The organism is Paenibacillus tundrae (assembly GCF_030812775.1).
Lineage (GTDB): Bacteria > Bacillota > Bacilli > Paenibacillales > Paenibacillaceae > Paenibacillus > Paenibacillus tundrae_A.
Window position 1 is genome coordinate 216735 of record NZ_JAUSTI010000005.1, and the last position, 15407, is coordinate 232141.

Consider the following 15407-nt stretch of genomic DNA (forward strand, 5'->3'; position numbering starts at 1 on the left):
CGGGAACAAGTATGATAAACTTTCTTTAGTATAGAAAGGTGCGAGTTCAAAAAGTATGTTGTTACAGGGCATGTTTTGTAAGCCATCACGGACATTTGGAACAACCTCGAAATGGAATTGATCCAGCATCCGATATGAGGATGTATGCAAAGGAAGGGTTTTATTTGGAGAAACGGGCGGTTAAAGCTTGGATTATGTATGATTGGGCTAATTCGGCTTATGCAACAACAGTGCTAGCGGCTGTGCTTCCTGTCTTCTATGCTTCAGTAGCAGCAGCGACACTAGATGCGGATACGGCCGCGTCTTATTTGGCGTACACGCATTCCATTGGTATGTTATGCGTAGCTTTACTCACGCCTTTATTAGGCACACTCTCCGATTTATCGGGACGTAAAGGAGACTTCCTGCGAGTATTTGCCTTAATAGGCATAATGGCTACACTGGGATTCAGTATTGTAGGGGAAGGAGACTGGCTTCTGGCATCCGTACTGCTCATTATTTCTACGATAGGTTTTGCGGGCGGTAATACATTTTATGATGCAATGTTGCCTGATCTTGTACCCATTGAACGGCGAGAGATGATTTCTTCAAAGGGGTATGCATATGGTTATATCGGCGGAGGGTTGTTGTTAGCACTTAACTTGTTCATGATACAACAGCCAAGCTGGTTTGGCTTGGACAGTACATTAGCAGGTACTCGGCTTGCCTTTGTCTCTGTAGCGATCTGGTGGTTGCTGTTTTCTATCCCAATCTTCCGCTTCGCTCCACGCCGCCCTGCGGCAAGAGATTTACCACAATCGTGGGGAGGATACGCCAGAGTAGGTGTACGCAGACTACGTCAAACCTTCAAACAGATGTTACGTTTTCCTCAATTAATACGGATGTTGGTTGCCTTTTGGTTTTTTAATGATGGAATTAATACCATTATCTTGATGGCGACCATTTATGGGACAAGCATCGGTATTGGGACTACGGATCTGATGCTTGCACTGTTAATTACCCAATTCGTTGGTTTCCCTTGTACATTATTACTGGGGGCTTGGGCACAGCGTTGGGGAGCTAAACCCATATTGCTCGTAAGCTTGTCGGTGTACATATGTATCGTTATTCTCGGTTATTTCATGACAGAGGCGCTTCATTTCTATATACTTGCCGGGCTTGTTGGTGTGGTACAGGGCGTCAGTCAGTCTACGGCGCGTTCCTTGTTCAGTAATCTGATGCCTTCTGGCAGGACAGGGGAGTATTTTGGTTTCGTCAACATAACAGGCAAATTTTCATCTATCTTTGGGCCGTTTGTGTTCGGACTGGTAGGTCAATTAACGGGTTCAAGTCGCTGGGGGATACTGTCTTTAATCTTCTTCTTTGTTGCAGGCATCGCCTTCTTGTTAACGGTCAAAGTACAACAAGGAATCTCGGATGCCAAGCTTGCAGATCAGGAGGATCAGAAGCAGTGGGGCGGACATGCGCCTAAGGTTGGATCAGATATAAATGTATCAGGATAACTTCAAGTGTAACACTGGGGCAACAGCGATCAGAAGGTTATTCTGTCATCTCATGAATTCCGACCTTGTCACTGAAACCCGTTGGATTCCATGTTATAACTCTACAGAACTTTAGGTCAGTTCATTCGTTGAACAGATCCTGAAGTTTTTTTATTTGTACACAAGTCATAAATGAGAAGAGGGTCGGAATAGGTATGGAGTGGTGATTCCACATCGGCAGAAACGAAGATTAACATGAAAATTATGAAAAAGTGAAAATAAAAGATTGACATGATACATTTTGTATCATAGAGTAAAACTATGAATACATAACGTATCAAAAACGTTGTCGAAAGTACATATATTGTCTAGGCATACGAAATCACGTCTGATCCTCGAGCTTTTCTGAGTATACCAACCACATGCTTATTATATAAACAAAAGGAGAGGATGCCATTGGTAGATATTCAAGGTAACGGACTTGTATTTTTACTTTGTGTCCCTCGCAGTGGAAGTTCACTCTCCACCGTCATGTTACAAAATCACAGCCGCATATTTGCCACACAAGAGATGTGGTTCTTGATGAGTCTGGTCGACCTGGCCAAAGCAGAACCTCGCCCCTATGGTGGAAATGCCATCATTCGTCAGTTCTATAGTGCGATGGTGTCTGAGGATGTATTTGAACAAGCATGTCGAAGGTTCGCCCTAGAAATCTATAATGGTTTTCTACAAGGCAGCGGGGCAGACTTCGTTGTAGATAAATCTCCGCGTTACTATTATATGCTGGAATGGCTTGATCGTCTCTTCCCACAGTCCAAGCGAATTCATCTCCAGCGCAATCCACTTTCCATTGCTGCATCATTCAAAAAAGTTAACCGTAATTCAGGCAATGGATTTGAACTCATTCAGAGTTTACAAAGTCCCGAATTGAATATGAGAGCAGTTGACCTGACCTTAGGTTTGCTCAGACTAAATGATTACTTTGAGGTAGAGCATCCTCAAGCTTATGAGATAAAGTATGAACAACTCGTCGCAAGCCCCAAGGACGAACTGGAGAAGTTATGTACCTTTCTCGGGATCGGCTATGAAGAGGGCATGGAGCAATATGGACGGTTTGTGGATACAACGAAATCTAATATGTTCTACAGCATGGGTGTAGGCGATCCGTTCTTGGCATCACATCAGGAAGCACACAAAGATTCGATTAACAACTGGAAAAGTATACTTGATCGTCAAGAAGTTGAGCTATATTGCCGAACCATTGGAGCAGATTTGTTTCATCGAATGGGGTACAGCCAGCAGTTAGAGGAAGCGGAGCAGTGGACGGGTGTACATTATGAAGCCTGTGCAGATCAAGAGGTTATGGAACGACTTACACGTCAATTCACAAAAGCAACCGGATGTGAGTGGCAGCCTCAATACCGAATAAAGCCTGAAGCCGTAGCAGTACATTCCGAACATGAAAGAACAGATGCCATAGATACAGAGAAAGCATCAGCACCCGATCCAACGCTAGCTGCATTAGCAACGATAAGGCAATTGGAAGCTGCACTACGAGCCGCGGATCATCGGTTAGAGCGAGGATATAACGAGCGCGAGCGATTAAAGGTGCAACTAGCCTCGACGCAAAGCAAGATACAGCGGATCAAATCCTTGATTCCATTTGGTCATCAGCTTAGTGCCTGGGCATCACAGCGCAAGATTCTACGGGGAGGAAAGTCATGAGCGCTATTGCGGGGATTGTTCACACCGAGGGTCAAGAAGCATTGTGGGAGGATAGTTGGCGTTTGTATGCCAGCTTGGGTCATATTCCAGCGGACACAACAGGGGTGTGGAAGGGCAATGAAGCATTCCTAAGCTGTCATGCACAGTGGATTACACCAGAATCAGTTCATGAAAAAATACCTTTCTATGACGAGGCTAACGGCCTATCTATTACCGCCGATGCTATCTTGGACAATCGGGAGCAATTAGCAGACCAATTGCAGATATCCAGAAGAGAATTAGCCGAGTTGGCAGATAGTGAGTTAATTCTAAGAGCTTATCAACGATGGCAGACAGACGTGACAAGCAAGCTACTTGGAGACTTTGCTTTTGCCATCTGGGATGATCGCAAGCGTACGTTGTTTGCGGCAAGAGATATTACGGGCATGAGATCCCTGTACTATCGCCATGATGGACAGCGCTTTGCCTTCTGCACCCTAATGAATCCTCTGTTGTCCTTGGAGGGTGTTTCCAAAGAATTAAGCGAATCCTGGTTATCTGAGTTTCTCGCGATCCCCGCAATGCATGGCGCTGCAGACATTCAATTGACTGCATATCGGGGTGTGAGGCAGCTGCCTCCGGCGCATACGCTGCTTTTTCGAGACGGTAAGGTCGAGTTGAACCAGTATCATCGCTGGGATGAGGTTGAACCACTTCGCCTCAAATCAGATGGAGAGTATGTAGAAGCATTCCGTGAGGTTTTTGCACAAGCTGTAAGCACACGATTGCGGACTCATCGGCAAGTCGCTGCTGCCTTAAGTGGTGGCCTTGACTCAGGAGCAGTTGTTGGTTTTGCCTCAGGTACATTGCGAAGCCAAGGGAAAAAGCTAAACGCCTATAGTTATGTGCCTGTGTCTGATTTCAAAGATTATACACCCAAAACACTGCTTGCAGATGAACGACCTTTCATTCGATCTACAGTGAATCATGTAGGCAACATTTCGGAGAATTATCTGGATTTTGAAGGCAGAAGTCCCTTCAGTGAAGTGGATACATGGCTTGACATGATGGAGATGCCGTATAAATTTTTTGAAAATTCATTCTGGATTCGAGGCTTTTATGAAAAGGCCAGTGAGCAGGATGCGGGCGTTTTACTTACCGGAGCAAGGGGCAACTTTACGATTTCCTGGGGACCGGCACTAGAATATTACGCAAGCTTAATGCGAAGTGGACGTTGGGTGAGACTGTTCAAAGAAATGAAGCAATATAGTGAGCGTACAGGAATGAAATTTTCACGGATTGCTCGAATCACAGCGCAGAAGGCGTATCCAGAGCGATTTCAGTCATCCCGAAGTGGTGGAATTCCACACGCAACCAATCAATTAATTCATCCTGAATTCGCCAAAAAAACAGGCGTGTTGGATCGTTTGGGCTCACTGGTTGTGCTACAAGGTGGCGCACAGGCAGACGCTCTGGAAGTAAGAGCAGAGAAGTTCAATAATCTGGCGATTGCGAGCAAAAATGGGGCAATGGCGACGAAATGTTCACTTCGTTATCGTGCCTGGGAGCGAGATCCTACGAGTGATGCACGTGTGATACAGTTTTGTCTCTCTGTACCGATTGAGCAGTATGTTAATCAAGGTACAGACCGATCATTAATCCGCCGGGCAACTTCACCCGAGTTACCGGATAATGTGAGACTGAATCAGCGAGTGCGAGGTGTTCAACCAGCCGATTGGTTACATCGCATGATTCCGGATTGGGGAGCATTCACAAGTGAAATTCGGGCATTATGTTCTGATAGTCGAGTAGCCGGCATATTAAACACGGATCGAATTTATGCGGCTCTTCAAAACATACCTCAGCCTCGTCCTGAGCTTGCATCGCATCCTGACTTGCGCTTAATGATGCATAGCCTCATTGTGTACCGGTACATCCGACAATTCTGATACCGGTGTGGTGCTAATGACTGGTGCCTAACCCAACATGCACTCATGAAAGGGGGTGAACACAATGCAAATCGAAAAGAAGCAATGGCAAGCTCCAGCACTTGAAGTTTTGGAAGTAAACCAAACCCTCGCGGGTAAAGGTTACAGACAAATCGACTGGATCACAGAACACGACGCTGATCTGTATGATCCACCTGTTTCCTAAGTAAGAAGCAATAAGCATTGTCATTATACTTAAAGGGCGGAAAGGCAATAGCTTTCTTTTCGCCTCCGCCCTTATATTAAGCAACACCAATATAAGGGCTTTTTTTACTTGTTTAAGAGGTTGTACCGTTCAAAAATACGTTAGCTCATTATGCTTATTACTGCAAGCAGATGTTTTGAATATGCATGTTTAATAACTTGTCAAGAGGAGGCGTTTATGTTGTCTCTGCGTTATGAAGCTTATGGATTACACTGGATAAGCCAGATTCACATGCCCGAGCTCCGGATTGTGCCAAGCGGTCATGAACCGATGACGAAGACCACGGACGTATACATAGAGTCCACCGATTTAACTGCCCTGTGGGAGTCATGGGATGTGGGGGAAACTAACTTTGTATGCAGAGAAGGAAGCCTTTTTTTTCGGGTAGCTGGAACAGGACTCTTCTTCATGGAGCAAGGACAGCGTATCCTGGTATCTCCTGAACCGGGAGCTGAAGAGAAAAAAGTTCGTTTATACATTCTGGGCACATGTATGGCTGTAATTATGATGCAGCGTAACATACTTCCACTTCATGGGAGTGCTGTAGTCATTGATGGATGGGCCTATGCATTTGTTGGTCACTCTGGTGCAGGGAAGTCTACATTATCGGCTGCACTTGCCTCACGCGGTTATCCGCTTATGACGGATGATGTAGTTGCACTGACGTGGGATGCAGGCGGAAGAGCTATTGTATCGCCGGGATATCCCCAACAGAAATTATGGCAATCTAGCTTAGATGGCTTCGGGATGAACGAGCAGAACTATGCAACCATTCATGCCGAGGTAACAAAATATGCGATACCTGTTCAGCATTATTTTTATGATCGGGCTGTTCCTCTTGCGGGAATATTCGAATTAGACCCGAGGCCGGAGGAAGCTTCAGCGAGCATTCGAATGACAGAAGTCATGGGATTGGAGCGGTTGCATCTATTGTGTACACATACGTTTCGAAGCACACTTGTAGCACGCCAAGGACTCGCACAATGGTTGTTCGAGACCGTCTCTAGGTTGTCTGCAAGTATAGAAGTTCACCGAATTACGAGGTCAGGCTCTGAATTTACGGCGTTTGAGATGGTAGATCGGATCATAGACCATGTACGCAAAGGAGTGTATACAGAACAATGAATATGACCCAACCAATCCAAGAGCAGGATCGCTTTGTACAGAAGGAAGGCCATCTCGTCAGTGATATGGGCGGTGAGAAGGTCATGATGAGCATCCAAAGTGGCAGGTATTACAATCTGGGCAGTACAGGGGGACACATCTGGGAATTGATTGCGGAGGAGCGCACATTAGCTGAGCTGGTAGATGCACTTGCCTCGGAGTATGAGATTGATCCTGAGATTTGTCGTGCACAGGTTGTTCAGTTTCTGGAACATTTGACCCGAGAGGGATTAATTAACGTCACCCGTGGAGAATAGAGAATGTTTCGGAAAATGGTTCGCAAAATTAAAGCATACTTCTCATTGACACGGACTCTGCGTCTTATGTTGTGGGAAGCATTCTTCTATCTCGGACTGGCGCGCATTCTCAAAGCAATGCCATTCGCCAAAATTGCTCCAGGGCTCGGCATCCCCATGCATGAGACCCCGATGACTGGCCTAAATCGTAGTCAAATCGTTACCTTGCGGAATGTGTCTAAAGCGATTATGCTCGCAAGCAAAATCACACCATGGCAAAGCCGATGCCTCGTTATGGCTATTGCTGCAATGAGAATGCTAGAACGACGCAACATCAGTAGTACGCTCTATATGGGAACTGCTCGGAATAAAGAAGGACAGATGATGGCTCACGCCTGGCTTAGAAGTGGAAAGCTAATCGTGACTGGAGCTGACACGATGGATCAATACACCGTAGTTGGTGTGTTTGGTAAACAATGTTCAGAGAAGGGATCTGGGGAGATTGTCTATGAATCTTGAGTTTGAAGATTATACAACGGGGTTCCCGCAGGAACTCAAGCTGATGTTGTTGATGATCCAAAGTGAACCAACCACTCAAACATCAGGACTAGAAGCGATGGCTGAGAACATCGATTGGAATCTATTTATGCGCTTAGTATACCACCATCGGCTGTATTCGGTGCTATATCTAAAGATCAAACATGGCAATATGTCATTTGTTCCAGCAAACGTCGTGGAGAGTTTCAGGCAGGAGTACACGGCGAATACATTTCGCATGTTACATCTAACAGCAGAGATGGAGCATGTGTGCAGTGCCTTGGGTGGACAAGGAATTCGGAATATCACGCTGAAGGGACCAGCTCTGGCTCATGATCTGTATGGCGAGATATCCATGCGTACATCGAAGGATCTGGATATCCTTATTCCTTTGGATGATGTAGCAGCCGCAGAAGAAGTGCTAGAGACCCTTGGGTATGTAACGAAGGAAGGCACACGTATTACCGCAGTTCAGAGCTGGAAATGGCGAGAACATCATGTGTGTTATATGCATCCGGTCAAACGAACACAGGTAGAGGTTCATTGGCGACTGAATCCAGATTCCGGCAAAGAGTCAGATTTTGAGGTGTTGTGGAAACGAAGCCGATTGAGCGCGTATACTCAAACTCCTGTTCGAATGCTGGAGAGAGAAGATCTGTGGGTTTACCTGGTGACACATGGTGCAAGACACGGCTGGTTCCGATTACGCTGGCTCTTAGATATTGATCAGATGATACGTACGAGGCCTATGGATACAGCTCTTCTAACGAAGCGTTTGAAAGCGGAGGGACGTATGGCGATTGGAACACAAGCTCTGCGATTAGTCTCAGCTCTGCTGAATACACCTCTGAATTCGAGCTATCATTCGCTATTATCCTTGAATTCCAAGACAGGAGATCGGCTTGCAAGACACGGTGTGCTGTTTATGCATGAGATGGTTGAAAGCCCTGCACATGTGAAGAGTTACCCGTCTTATCTGTTTGCACTGAGAAGTCGGAGACAGAAAATGTTTTTTTTCATTGAACGATTATATCCAAGCACTTGGGATGTGGAACAGTTTCCGCTCCCACGTTATTTGCACTTTTTATATTTTCCGTTACGTCCGTTCCTCTGGTTCTGGCGTCGAATGAAAAGGAACACGATGGCGGAAAGGGGATAACACGATGCTCTCAGAACTTCAATTTTATATGCGTAAATTACGTAGTGTAACTGGACCCGTACTCTATTGGAATCTACTTGGGATGATCAGTATCAGCTTGATGGAAGGCATCGGCATTTATATGTTAGTTCCGATGTTGAGCTTGATTGGAGTGTTCCAGCTGAACTCGGCCGGGATTCAGATCCCGTGGATCTCCGATGCATTAAGTGGGTTATCTCAGAACAATCAGTTGCTTCTGGTACTTATAACTTTTGTTGTTATCCTCTCGGGTCAGGCATGGTTGCAACGTCTGCAGACGATTCGAAACACCAAAATCCAGCAGCAGTTTATACGGACACTACGCCTAGAAACCTATCGTTCAATCCTCGCGGCGGGCTGGCCTTTTTTTCTCCGAAAAAGAAAATCCGATTTTAACCATATATTAACGACTGAACTGGCACGGGTTAGCCAAGGTACGAATATTATGCTGCAAATGGCGGCTTCGTTGATCTTTACGGGTATTCAGATTGGTCTTGCTTTCTGGTTATCTGCCAAACTAACCACACTCGTACTGGTTTGTGGATTAGTGCTGTTCTTCGTTCTAAGGAAGTTCGTCAGACGTGCTAAGCAAATCGGAGATCAGACATCTGAATTCTCGCAACATTATTACCACGGGTTAACAGAACATTTTAACGGGATAAAAGATATCAAAAGTAACATGCTTGAAAGTTCTCATATCCATTGGTTTGACGGCATGTGTAAACGAATCGAACGTAATGTTATCCAGTTTAGCAAGCTTAATAGTGGAACACAGTTCATCCACAAGGTATCTTCAGCCGTAATTATTGCTGCGTTCATCTATCTCTCGATGCGTGTCCTAAATGTACCCCCAGCAAGTTTGCTGCTTATTATTCTTATTTTCTCCCGTTTGTGGCCGAGATTCACTTCTATTCAGTCTAATCTGGAGTATATCAGCTCCATGCTACCTGCATTTCGAATTGTTCGTGAGCTACAGCTGGAGACGGAGAAAAGTCGTGAAATACATAATACCCTTACAGGTGCGGCATATCAGCCTGACTCTGATCCGTCAAGTCCTGGTCCGCGTTCCATGCGTATGAAAGCGAAAACCCAAGCCCAGGCCCAAGTGAACACAAATGGTATGGTGGAGGATATGCGTCCCATTCAGCCCTTGGAATTACTGCGCTCCATTAGCTGTGAGCATGTGAATTATCGGTATGAGGGGAGTAATACGTATGCTCTTCATGAAGCGAATGTTACAGTCCCGGCCAAAGGCATGACGGCTATTGTAGGTAAGTCGGGTGCGGGAAAAAGTACTCTGATCGATCTTATTATGGGTCTGATTCGACCGGAAAGTGGTCAGATTCTTATTGACGGTGAACCTCTCACCGAAAGCTCATTGCTTGCATGGCGAAGCTCGATTGGTTATGTGCCCCAAGATCCATTTTTGTTTCATACCAGCATTCGTGAAAACTTGCGTTTGGTTGACCCAGATGCCAGCGAAGAACAGATGTGGCAAGCGTTACAGTTTTCGTCTTCGGCATCCTTCGTACGAAAATTACCACAGGGTCTAGATACCGTTATTGGTGATCGTGGCATAAGGTTATCCGGTGGTGAACGACAACGGTTAGTGCTTGCTCGTGTGATGTTGCGCAATCCTTCCGTGCTGGTATTAGATGAAGCGACAAGCGCATTAGACAGTGAGAATGAACAACATATTCACGAAGCGCTCGAACGCTTAAGAGGGCATGTAACGATCATTGTTATTGCCCATCGTTTGTCTACTATTCGTACAGCCGATCGTGTCATTGTCCTGGATGAAGGTCAGGTTATTCAGCAGGGCGGTTACCAGCAACTGTCCACCGATCCTGTAGGAACCTTCAGTAAGTTGCTCAATATGCAGGCAGGTGTAGTAGGTCAGTAGTGTAGGGCAATAGGTGTTGAGAGATGTAAGCATTGCTTCATGTTGTGCATTGTAAAGAGGCGCAGACTATATCTGCGCCTCATATCTTTAACATGCGTCTGCGAACTGACAGTTACAACCTCATACCTTCTACCTTCAAACTTTGCAACATGATAACTGGTATGAGCTTATCCGATCCGGTTCGTGGTTGTAGACAGGGGAAGTTGTAGAGAATCCGTCTGCTCTAGATGTCTTACGATTTCAGCTACAGCTTCGTCCAAAGAGAGCAGTTCTGTATCGATAACGAGTGAAGGTTCCTCAGGAACATCATAAGGTGCGGAGATCCCAGTGAAATGGGGGATATCCCCGTTACGAGCTTTCTTGTATAAACCTTTGGGATCACGCCGCTCACATTCCTCAATAGAACAACGAACATAGATTTCAATAAAATCACCAGGCTCGAATAACTGCTTGACCATTTCGCGATCCTCTGCGTGAGGAGAAATAAAAGCTGAGAGAACAATCAATCCAGCATCCACCATCAACTTAGATACTTCACCAATACGGCGTAGGTTCTCTTGACGATCGGTGGCGGTAAAGCCAAGATCCCGATTAAGTCCATGACGCACATTATCCCCATCCAGCACATAACAACGTATTCCTGCGTCGTATAGATGCTTCTCTAACGCAAAGGCAAGGGAGGACTTCCCTGCACCGGAAAGACCTGTGAACCACAGTGTACGGCTGCGATGACCATTGCGATGCTCACGTTCTTGTCGATCTAAACTGGATTGTTGCCAGGTAATATTACGTTCTTCTCTCGTCACAGATATCCGCCTCTTCCTATGTAGAATATGTATAATATTTTAACATCTTTTCAAGATTATAGCATCAAATTATACCTATCAATCATAGGCTATGTAAGGTATTTATTCTCAAGTAACAACCTATTTCTGCATTATAATATAGTATGGAATGGAGAGATCATAGGGAGCATGTTAAGTTCAATTTTGATCGCGCTTTAGGTCATGATTTTAATCTGGTAATACATTCATGAAGCCATATCCTGTTACTAAGAACCAAAATACATATATTTGCTGTCCCTAAGGCATATTACCTGTAGGTGTTTGTATTAAATAAACAATACTCAGGAACAGGGGCGAGTTGGATGAAGCGATTGGTGCTTTACGTGCTGTTAGCGATAGTAGCAACCTGCACGCTGCCGGCACAGATTGAAGCATCGCCGGTGACCGGAGCATATCATTTCGGATTCAAAAAAAGTCAAAATGGACAGTTACCTTCGATCGATCAAGAAGGTTTTAAGGCAATTTTAGAGCAAAATGATGCCATCTTCTTGGGAGATACGAAGCAAAAAGAATTGTACCTCACGTTTGATAACGGATATGAAAATGGGTTTACACCAGCGATTCTGGATGTGCTTCGCGACAAGAAGGTGCCTGCCGCTTTCTTTGTTACAGGACATTATCTGAAGGATCAGCCTGAGCTGGTAAAACGAATGGCGGCTGAAGGACATGTGGTCGGCAACCATTCCTGGAGCCATCCAGACATGACTAGAATCTCGAATGATAAGATTCGAACAGAGTTGGATCAAGTCAAAACTGAGATCAACCGGTTGACGGGACAACAGGTGAGTTTTTTACGTCCGCCGCGAGGTATTTTTAACAATCGTACGCTTGCAGAAAGTCATGCACAGGGATATGTGAATGTATTCTGGTCTGTGGCGTACAAAGACTGGGATACCAATGTACAACGAGGGGCGGATTACGCACGTCAGCAAGTGCTGAAACAGCTGCATCCAGGAGCGGTTATTCTGTTACACTCGGTTTCCAAAGATAACACAGAAGCACTCGGTTCCATTATTAATGAAGCGCGTCGGCAAGGATATGTGTTTAAACACTTGGATGATCTCAAAACAAAAAGCTACTAGTCGAGTTTAGAGACAGGTTGAAACAAGATCAACGGTTGTTCTGAGTAAATTTTGACGTTGAGATAAATTGCATCAACTTCTAAGCATTTAGCAACATAGTGTACCTTAGAATGCAGAAGGGCATCCTTAGTTATAACTAAGGATGCCCCTTTACTTTGTAAATATAGAATCGATATAAAAGAAGCAGCTCCACTTCATCTGGAATGTGACATTCAGATGTTACAATGCGGTATTATAAATAATACCGATCGTTTTGGGACCGCAGTGACTACAGATCACACATCCTGCGGTAGCTAGCTCTACACGAGCACCTGTCTGTTCTTGAAGTGACTTTTGCAAATCAAGCGCATCTTCCTCTGCCATCGTATGCACAACGATAATCAGATCCTTATCGATCTGCTCCTTATTGCTTAATGTGTTCTGCAGCATTTGCTCCAGAGCCTTTTCGCGTTTACCGCGAACTTTGTAAGCTGGAGCCATTTTACCATCTGTTACCCGAATCACGGGGCGAATTTTCAGCAGGCTGCCAATTAGATTTTGCATGCCAGAGCATCGACCGCCTTTATGTAAGTACTCCAGCGTATCAATGACGAATTCAGTCCGCACATTGGGTTTGAGGGCTTCGATTAAATGTGTGATCTCTGATAATGTTTGACCATTCTGCGCTGCATGAACTGCTTTCATGACAAGCAGTCCAATTCCGGATGAGAGATTCAAGGAATCTATAACGGAAATTCGCCCTTCTGGGAATTCAGAGCTGGCGAGCAGGGCATTTTGATATGTAGAAGAAAGTTCAGAGGATAAGCTGATATACAGAATATCATCCCCTTGGTCTATGTATGGCTGAAATGCCGTCATGAAATCCGCGGGAGAAGGCGCAGCTGTTTTGGGGAGACGACCATCCCTACTTACGCGTTCATATAGCTGCTCCGGTTTAATCTCAACACCGTCTTTCAATGATTCCTCGCCAAATACAACATAGAGCGGAATAATTCCAACGTCATACGTTTGAATCCACGATGGGGTCAGATCACTGGTGCTGTCTGTGAAAATTTTGATTCGTGACATGTTGATCTCCTTTGGATATGATAATTTGAACAAAAGTTATGCCATATGTTTGATGTCTGCAACGTAAATGTTGCTGCTTCATATCGACACTGTGTTGCCTAATTACGCCATGAACATCCCTGCTAGAATCAGTCCAGCAAATGCCAAAATCAGAATACCATTCAGAATCGTTCCGATAATGGCGAAGATTTTCTTCCGATTTTTGAGCACAAGCCCAATGACACCAACGATAAGCCCAGCCAAATTCAGGACGAGACAAACTAGGATGGAAAGCGAAGCAAGAATCACCGCAGGATGCAGAGCAATTTCTTCAACGTTCGCAGGTGTGAACGAATCTAGTGAGCTAGTCAGAGCCATCGCAGCAAAGAAGAACGTTAAAATATAAGCAAACAGAGCGACTAGTCCAAGTATAAAGCTAGCAATACCAGGGCCAGATTGTTTCAAGCGGATGTTGTTCGGTTCTTCTGGATATGGCGTGAACGAGTTGTTATCGTATGAATGTGGTTCATTCAGATGGTTATTATTCATATTATAGGATTTCCCTCCTTATCCTCCTGATTAGGTCATGCATGTTATTACCCTTATTTAAACGTAGTGATTCTTGAGTTGGTTTCAAAAACACACCTTTTTACTTTTCCATAAAAGTCGATAAAAATCAAGATATCTCAGCACTTTCGCCATTGTTTTCGAGTGAATATGTATTTTATAACAACCAAAGTAGGCGAGTACGTTCAGTTATTGAGCTAACTGGCAAACGATAGTGAGATTCGAGTACAATAAAACATAGTGTAAACTATGAACTTAAAGGAGAGAGAAAGGGAAATGCAACGTAAATGGATGATGCTGGGCGCAATACTTACGATGTTGTCTGTGGCGATTGGTGCGTTCGGTGCACACATTGTGAAGGAGCATATTGATGCCAAAGCCCTTGCTACCTATGAAACGGGTGTACAGTACCACATGATCCACGCTGTCGCTTTGCTGATTGTTGGACTTACAGCAGGACAACTAGGGGAGTCGACGAAGCTTAGATGGTCGGCACGTCTTCTGCTGATTGGTATCATTGTGTTCTCTGGTAGCTTATATGTACTCAGTACAACAGGCATCAAAATATTAGGTGCCATTACTCCAATTGGTGGTGTAGCTTTTATTGCAGGTTGGCTACTGTTCGCGTTAGACGTGTGGCAACGAGGTAAGGGGCGATCCTAATTACATAAGGATGCTTCCGTGTTTCACTTGAAAAACCATTGTTAATATGGAATGCTTCATTGAACTGATGCGCTTACACCATGTTTAAAAAAAGCAGCCTACATGGAAATGTTATGGGATTTCCACGCGGGCTGCTTTTCATTATACTTTGTTGTTTTTACAAAAACTCATCAATTTCATTGGTTCTGAATGAATAAACCTGCTTCTCATCAACATGGTAAATGCTTACGATGTTATTATCCCGATCAAAATTTAAAATGCGGCAAGGGATACTCTGATGCTTACCATTCTTGTTGTTTACGACGATACGTGTCAGGCGATTTTCCTTAATCAGTGTGTCGATCCATTCATCAAATGAGTTTCCGCTTTGGGAAGGCTCAGGTGATTCTTTCTTTGGAGTGACATCTTTAGGTTGCTCTTTTTTGGCTGGAGCAGAAGAAGCATTCGTTGAAGCGCTTTTCTGTACCGTACTGTCCTGAGCTTTTTTTCGTCCATTGTAAAGAGTCGTAATGGATTCTTTTTTTGATTGAATTGTCGCTTCAATAATCTTGCCAAGCTCTATACCGGATTGAACCCGGAAGTCCACAATCTGTTCCTCTTTGTTCATGAGCTCCAACAGGGACTGCAGTGCCAGTGCATTTGAGCGGTTCTTAATCAGAACATCGACGTTAAATAGATAGCCGATTTCTTCTTCGTTGGATAAGGTTTCTTTCATTCATCCCAGCCCCGTTAAAATATATGTGAAAACCATAATACGTCTAACCTACTATATCATTAATGTGGCAATAATCATAGTGTCAAGGCTGAG

General features: G+C 44.6%; 15 protein-coding genes. 11 read left to right on the forward strand and 4 right to left on the reverse strand.

The window, feature by feature from the left end; translation table 11 throughout:
• Window positions 1-164 precede the first annotated feature (164 nt).
• From J2T19_RS11290 to J2T19_RS11330, 9 genes are all read left to right on the forward strand, one after another.
• Entirely contained in the window at window positions 165-1502 is a 1338-nt protein-coding gene (locus J2T19_RS11290; RefSeq protein ID WP_307215955.1) for an MFS transporter, read from the forward strand.
• A gap of 429 nt (window positions 1503-1931) precedes the next feature.
• Window positions 1932-3206 (forward strand): sulfotransferase family protein, encoded by a 1275-nt coding sequence (locus J2T19_RS11295; protein WP_370874859.1) that lies wholly within the window; start codon window positions 1932-1934, stop codon window positions 3204-3206.
• Window positions 3203-5134 (forward strand): asparagine synthase-related protein, encoded by a 1932-nt coding sequence (locus tag J2T19_RS11300; protein ID WP_307215700.1) that lies wholly within the window; start codon window positions 3203-3205, stop codon window positions 5132-5134. The genes J2T19_RS11295 and J2T19_RS11300 overlap by 4 nt, the downstream gene beginning before the upstream one ends.
• A 64-nt stretch (window positions 5135-5198) precedes the next feature.
• A complete protein-coding gene (locus J2T19_RS11305) occupies window positions 5199-5339 on the forward strand; it encodes a paeninodin family lasso peptide (RefSeq protein ID WP_174715277.1) in 141 nt (46 codons plus the stop codon).
• Between the two features lie 219 nt (window positions 5340-5558).
• Window positions 5559-6503: an aldolase gene (locus tag J2T19_RS11310; protein WP_307215703.1), complete on the forward strand. Its 945-nt coding sequence runs from the start codon at window positions 5559-5561 to the stop codon at window positions 6501-6503.
• Window positions 6500-6799 carry a lasso peptide biosynthesis PqqD family chaperone gene (locus J2T19_RS11315; RefSeq protein ID WP_307215706.1) on the forward strand — a complete coding sequence of 100 codons (300 nt, stop codon included), beginning with the start codon at window positions 6500-6502 and terminating at the stop codon, window positions 6797-6799. Before J2T19_RS11310 ends, J2T19_RS11315 begins: the two co-directional genes overlap by 4 nt.
• 3 nt (window positions 6800-6802) lie before the next feature.
• Window positions 6803-7297: a lasso peptide biosynthesis B2 protein gene (locus J2T19_RS11320; protein ID WP_307215708.1), complete on the forward strand. Its 495-nt coding sequence runs from the start codon at window positions 6803-6805 to the stop codon at window positions 7295-7297.
• Window positions 7287-8474 (forward strand): nucleotidyltransferase domain-containing protein, encoded by a 1188-nt coding sequence (locus J2T19_RS11325; RefSeq protein WP_307215709.1) that lies wholly within the window; start codon window positions 7287-7289, stop codon window positions 8472-8474. Before J2T19_RS11320 ends, J2T19_RS11325 begins: the two co-directional genes overlap by 11 nt.
• A gap of 4 nt (window positions 8475-8478) precedes the next feature.
• Window positions 8479-10395 (forward strand): ABC transporter ATP-binding protein, encoded by a 1917-nt coding sequence (locus J2T19_RS11330; RefSeq protein WP_307215711.1) that lies wholly within the window; start codon window positions 8479-8481, stop codon window positions 10393-10395.
• Window positions 10396-10562: 167 nt separating this feature from the next.
• Here the strand turns inward: J2T19_RS11330 and cysC are convergent, their stop codons facing one another.
• Window positions 10563-11201 (reverse strand): adenylyl-sulfate kinase, encoded by a 639-nt coding sequence (gene cysC / locus J2T19_RS11335; protein WP_307215713.1) that lies wholly within the window; start codon window positions 11199-11201, stop codon window positions 10563-10565.
• Window positions 11202-11542: 341 nt separating this feature from the next.
• On the opposite strand from cysC, the gene pdaA reads away from it, so the two are divergent.
• On the forward strand, window positions 11543-12322 hold the full coding sequence (pdaA, locus tag J2T19_RS11340) for a delta-lactam-biosynthetic de-N-acetylase (RefSeq protein WP_307215715.1): 780 nt from the start codon (window positions 11543-11545) through the stop codon (window positions 12320-12322).
• A 219-nt stretch (window positions 12323-12541) separates the two neighbouring features.
• Here the strand turns inward: pdaA and J2T19_RS11345 are convergent, their stop codons facing one another.
• Window positions 12542-13390 carry a DegV family protein gene (locus tag J2T19_RS11345; RefSeq protein ID WP_307215718.1) on the reverse strand — a complete coding sequence of 283 codons (849 nt, stop codon included), beginning with the start codon at window positions 13388-13390 and terminating at the stop codon, window positions 12542-12544.
• A 102-nt stretch (window positions 13391-13492) separates the two neighbouring features.
• The gene (locus J2T19_RS11350; RefSeq protein WP_056698381.1) at window positions 13493-13918 is read right to left on the reverse strand and encodes a hypothetical protein; all 426 of its coding nucleotides are present in this window, start codon (window positions 13916-13918) and stop codon (window positions 13493-13495) included.
• A 294-nt stretch (window positions 13919-14212) separates the two neighbouring features.
• Between J2T19_RS11350 and J2T19_RS11355 the strand changes: the two genes are divergently transcribed.
• The gene (locus J2T19_RS11355; protein WP_307215721.1) at window positions 14213-14599 is read left to right on the forward strand and encodes a DUF423 domain-containing protein; all 387 of its coding nucleotides are present in this window, start codon (window positions 14213-14215) and stop codon (window positions 14597-14599) included.
• Window positions 14600-14756: 157 nt separating this feature from the next.
• Here the strand turns inward: J2T19_RS11355 and J2T19_RS11360 are convergent, their stop codons facing one another.
• On the reverse strand, window positions 14757-15314 hold the full coding sequence (locus J2T19_RS11360; RefSeq protein WP_307215723.1) for a hypothetical protein: 558 nt from the start codon (window positions 15312-15314) through the stop codon (window positions 14757-14759).
• Between the last annotated feature and the right edge of the window lie 93 nt (window positions 15315-15407).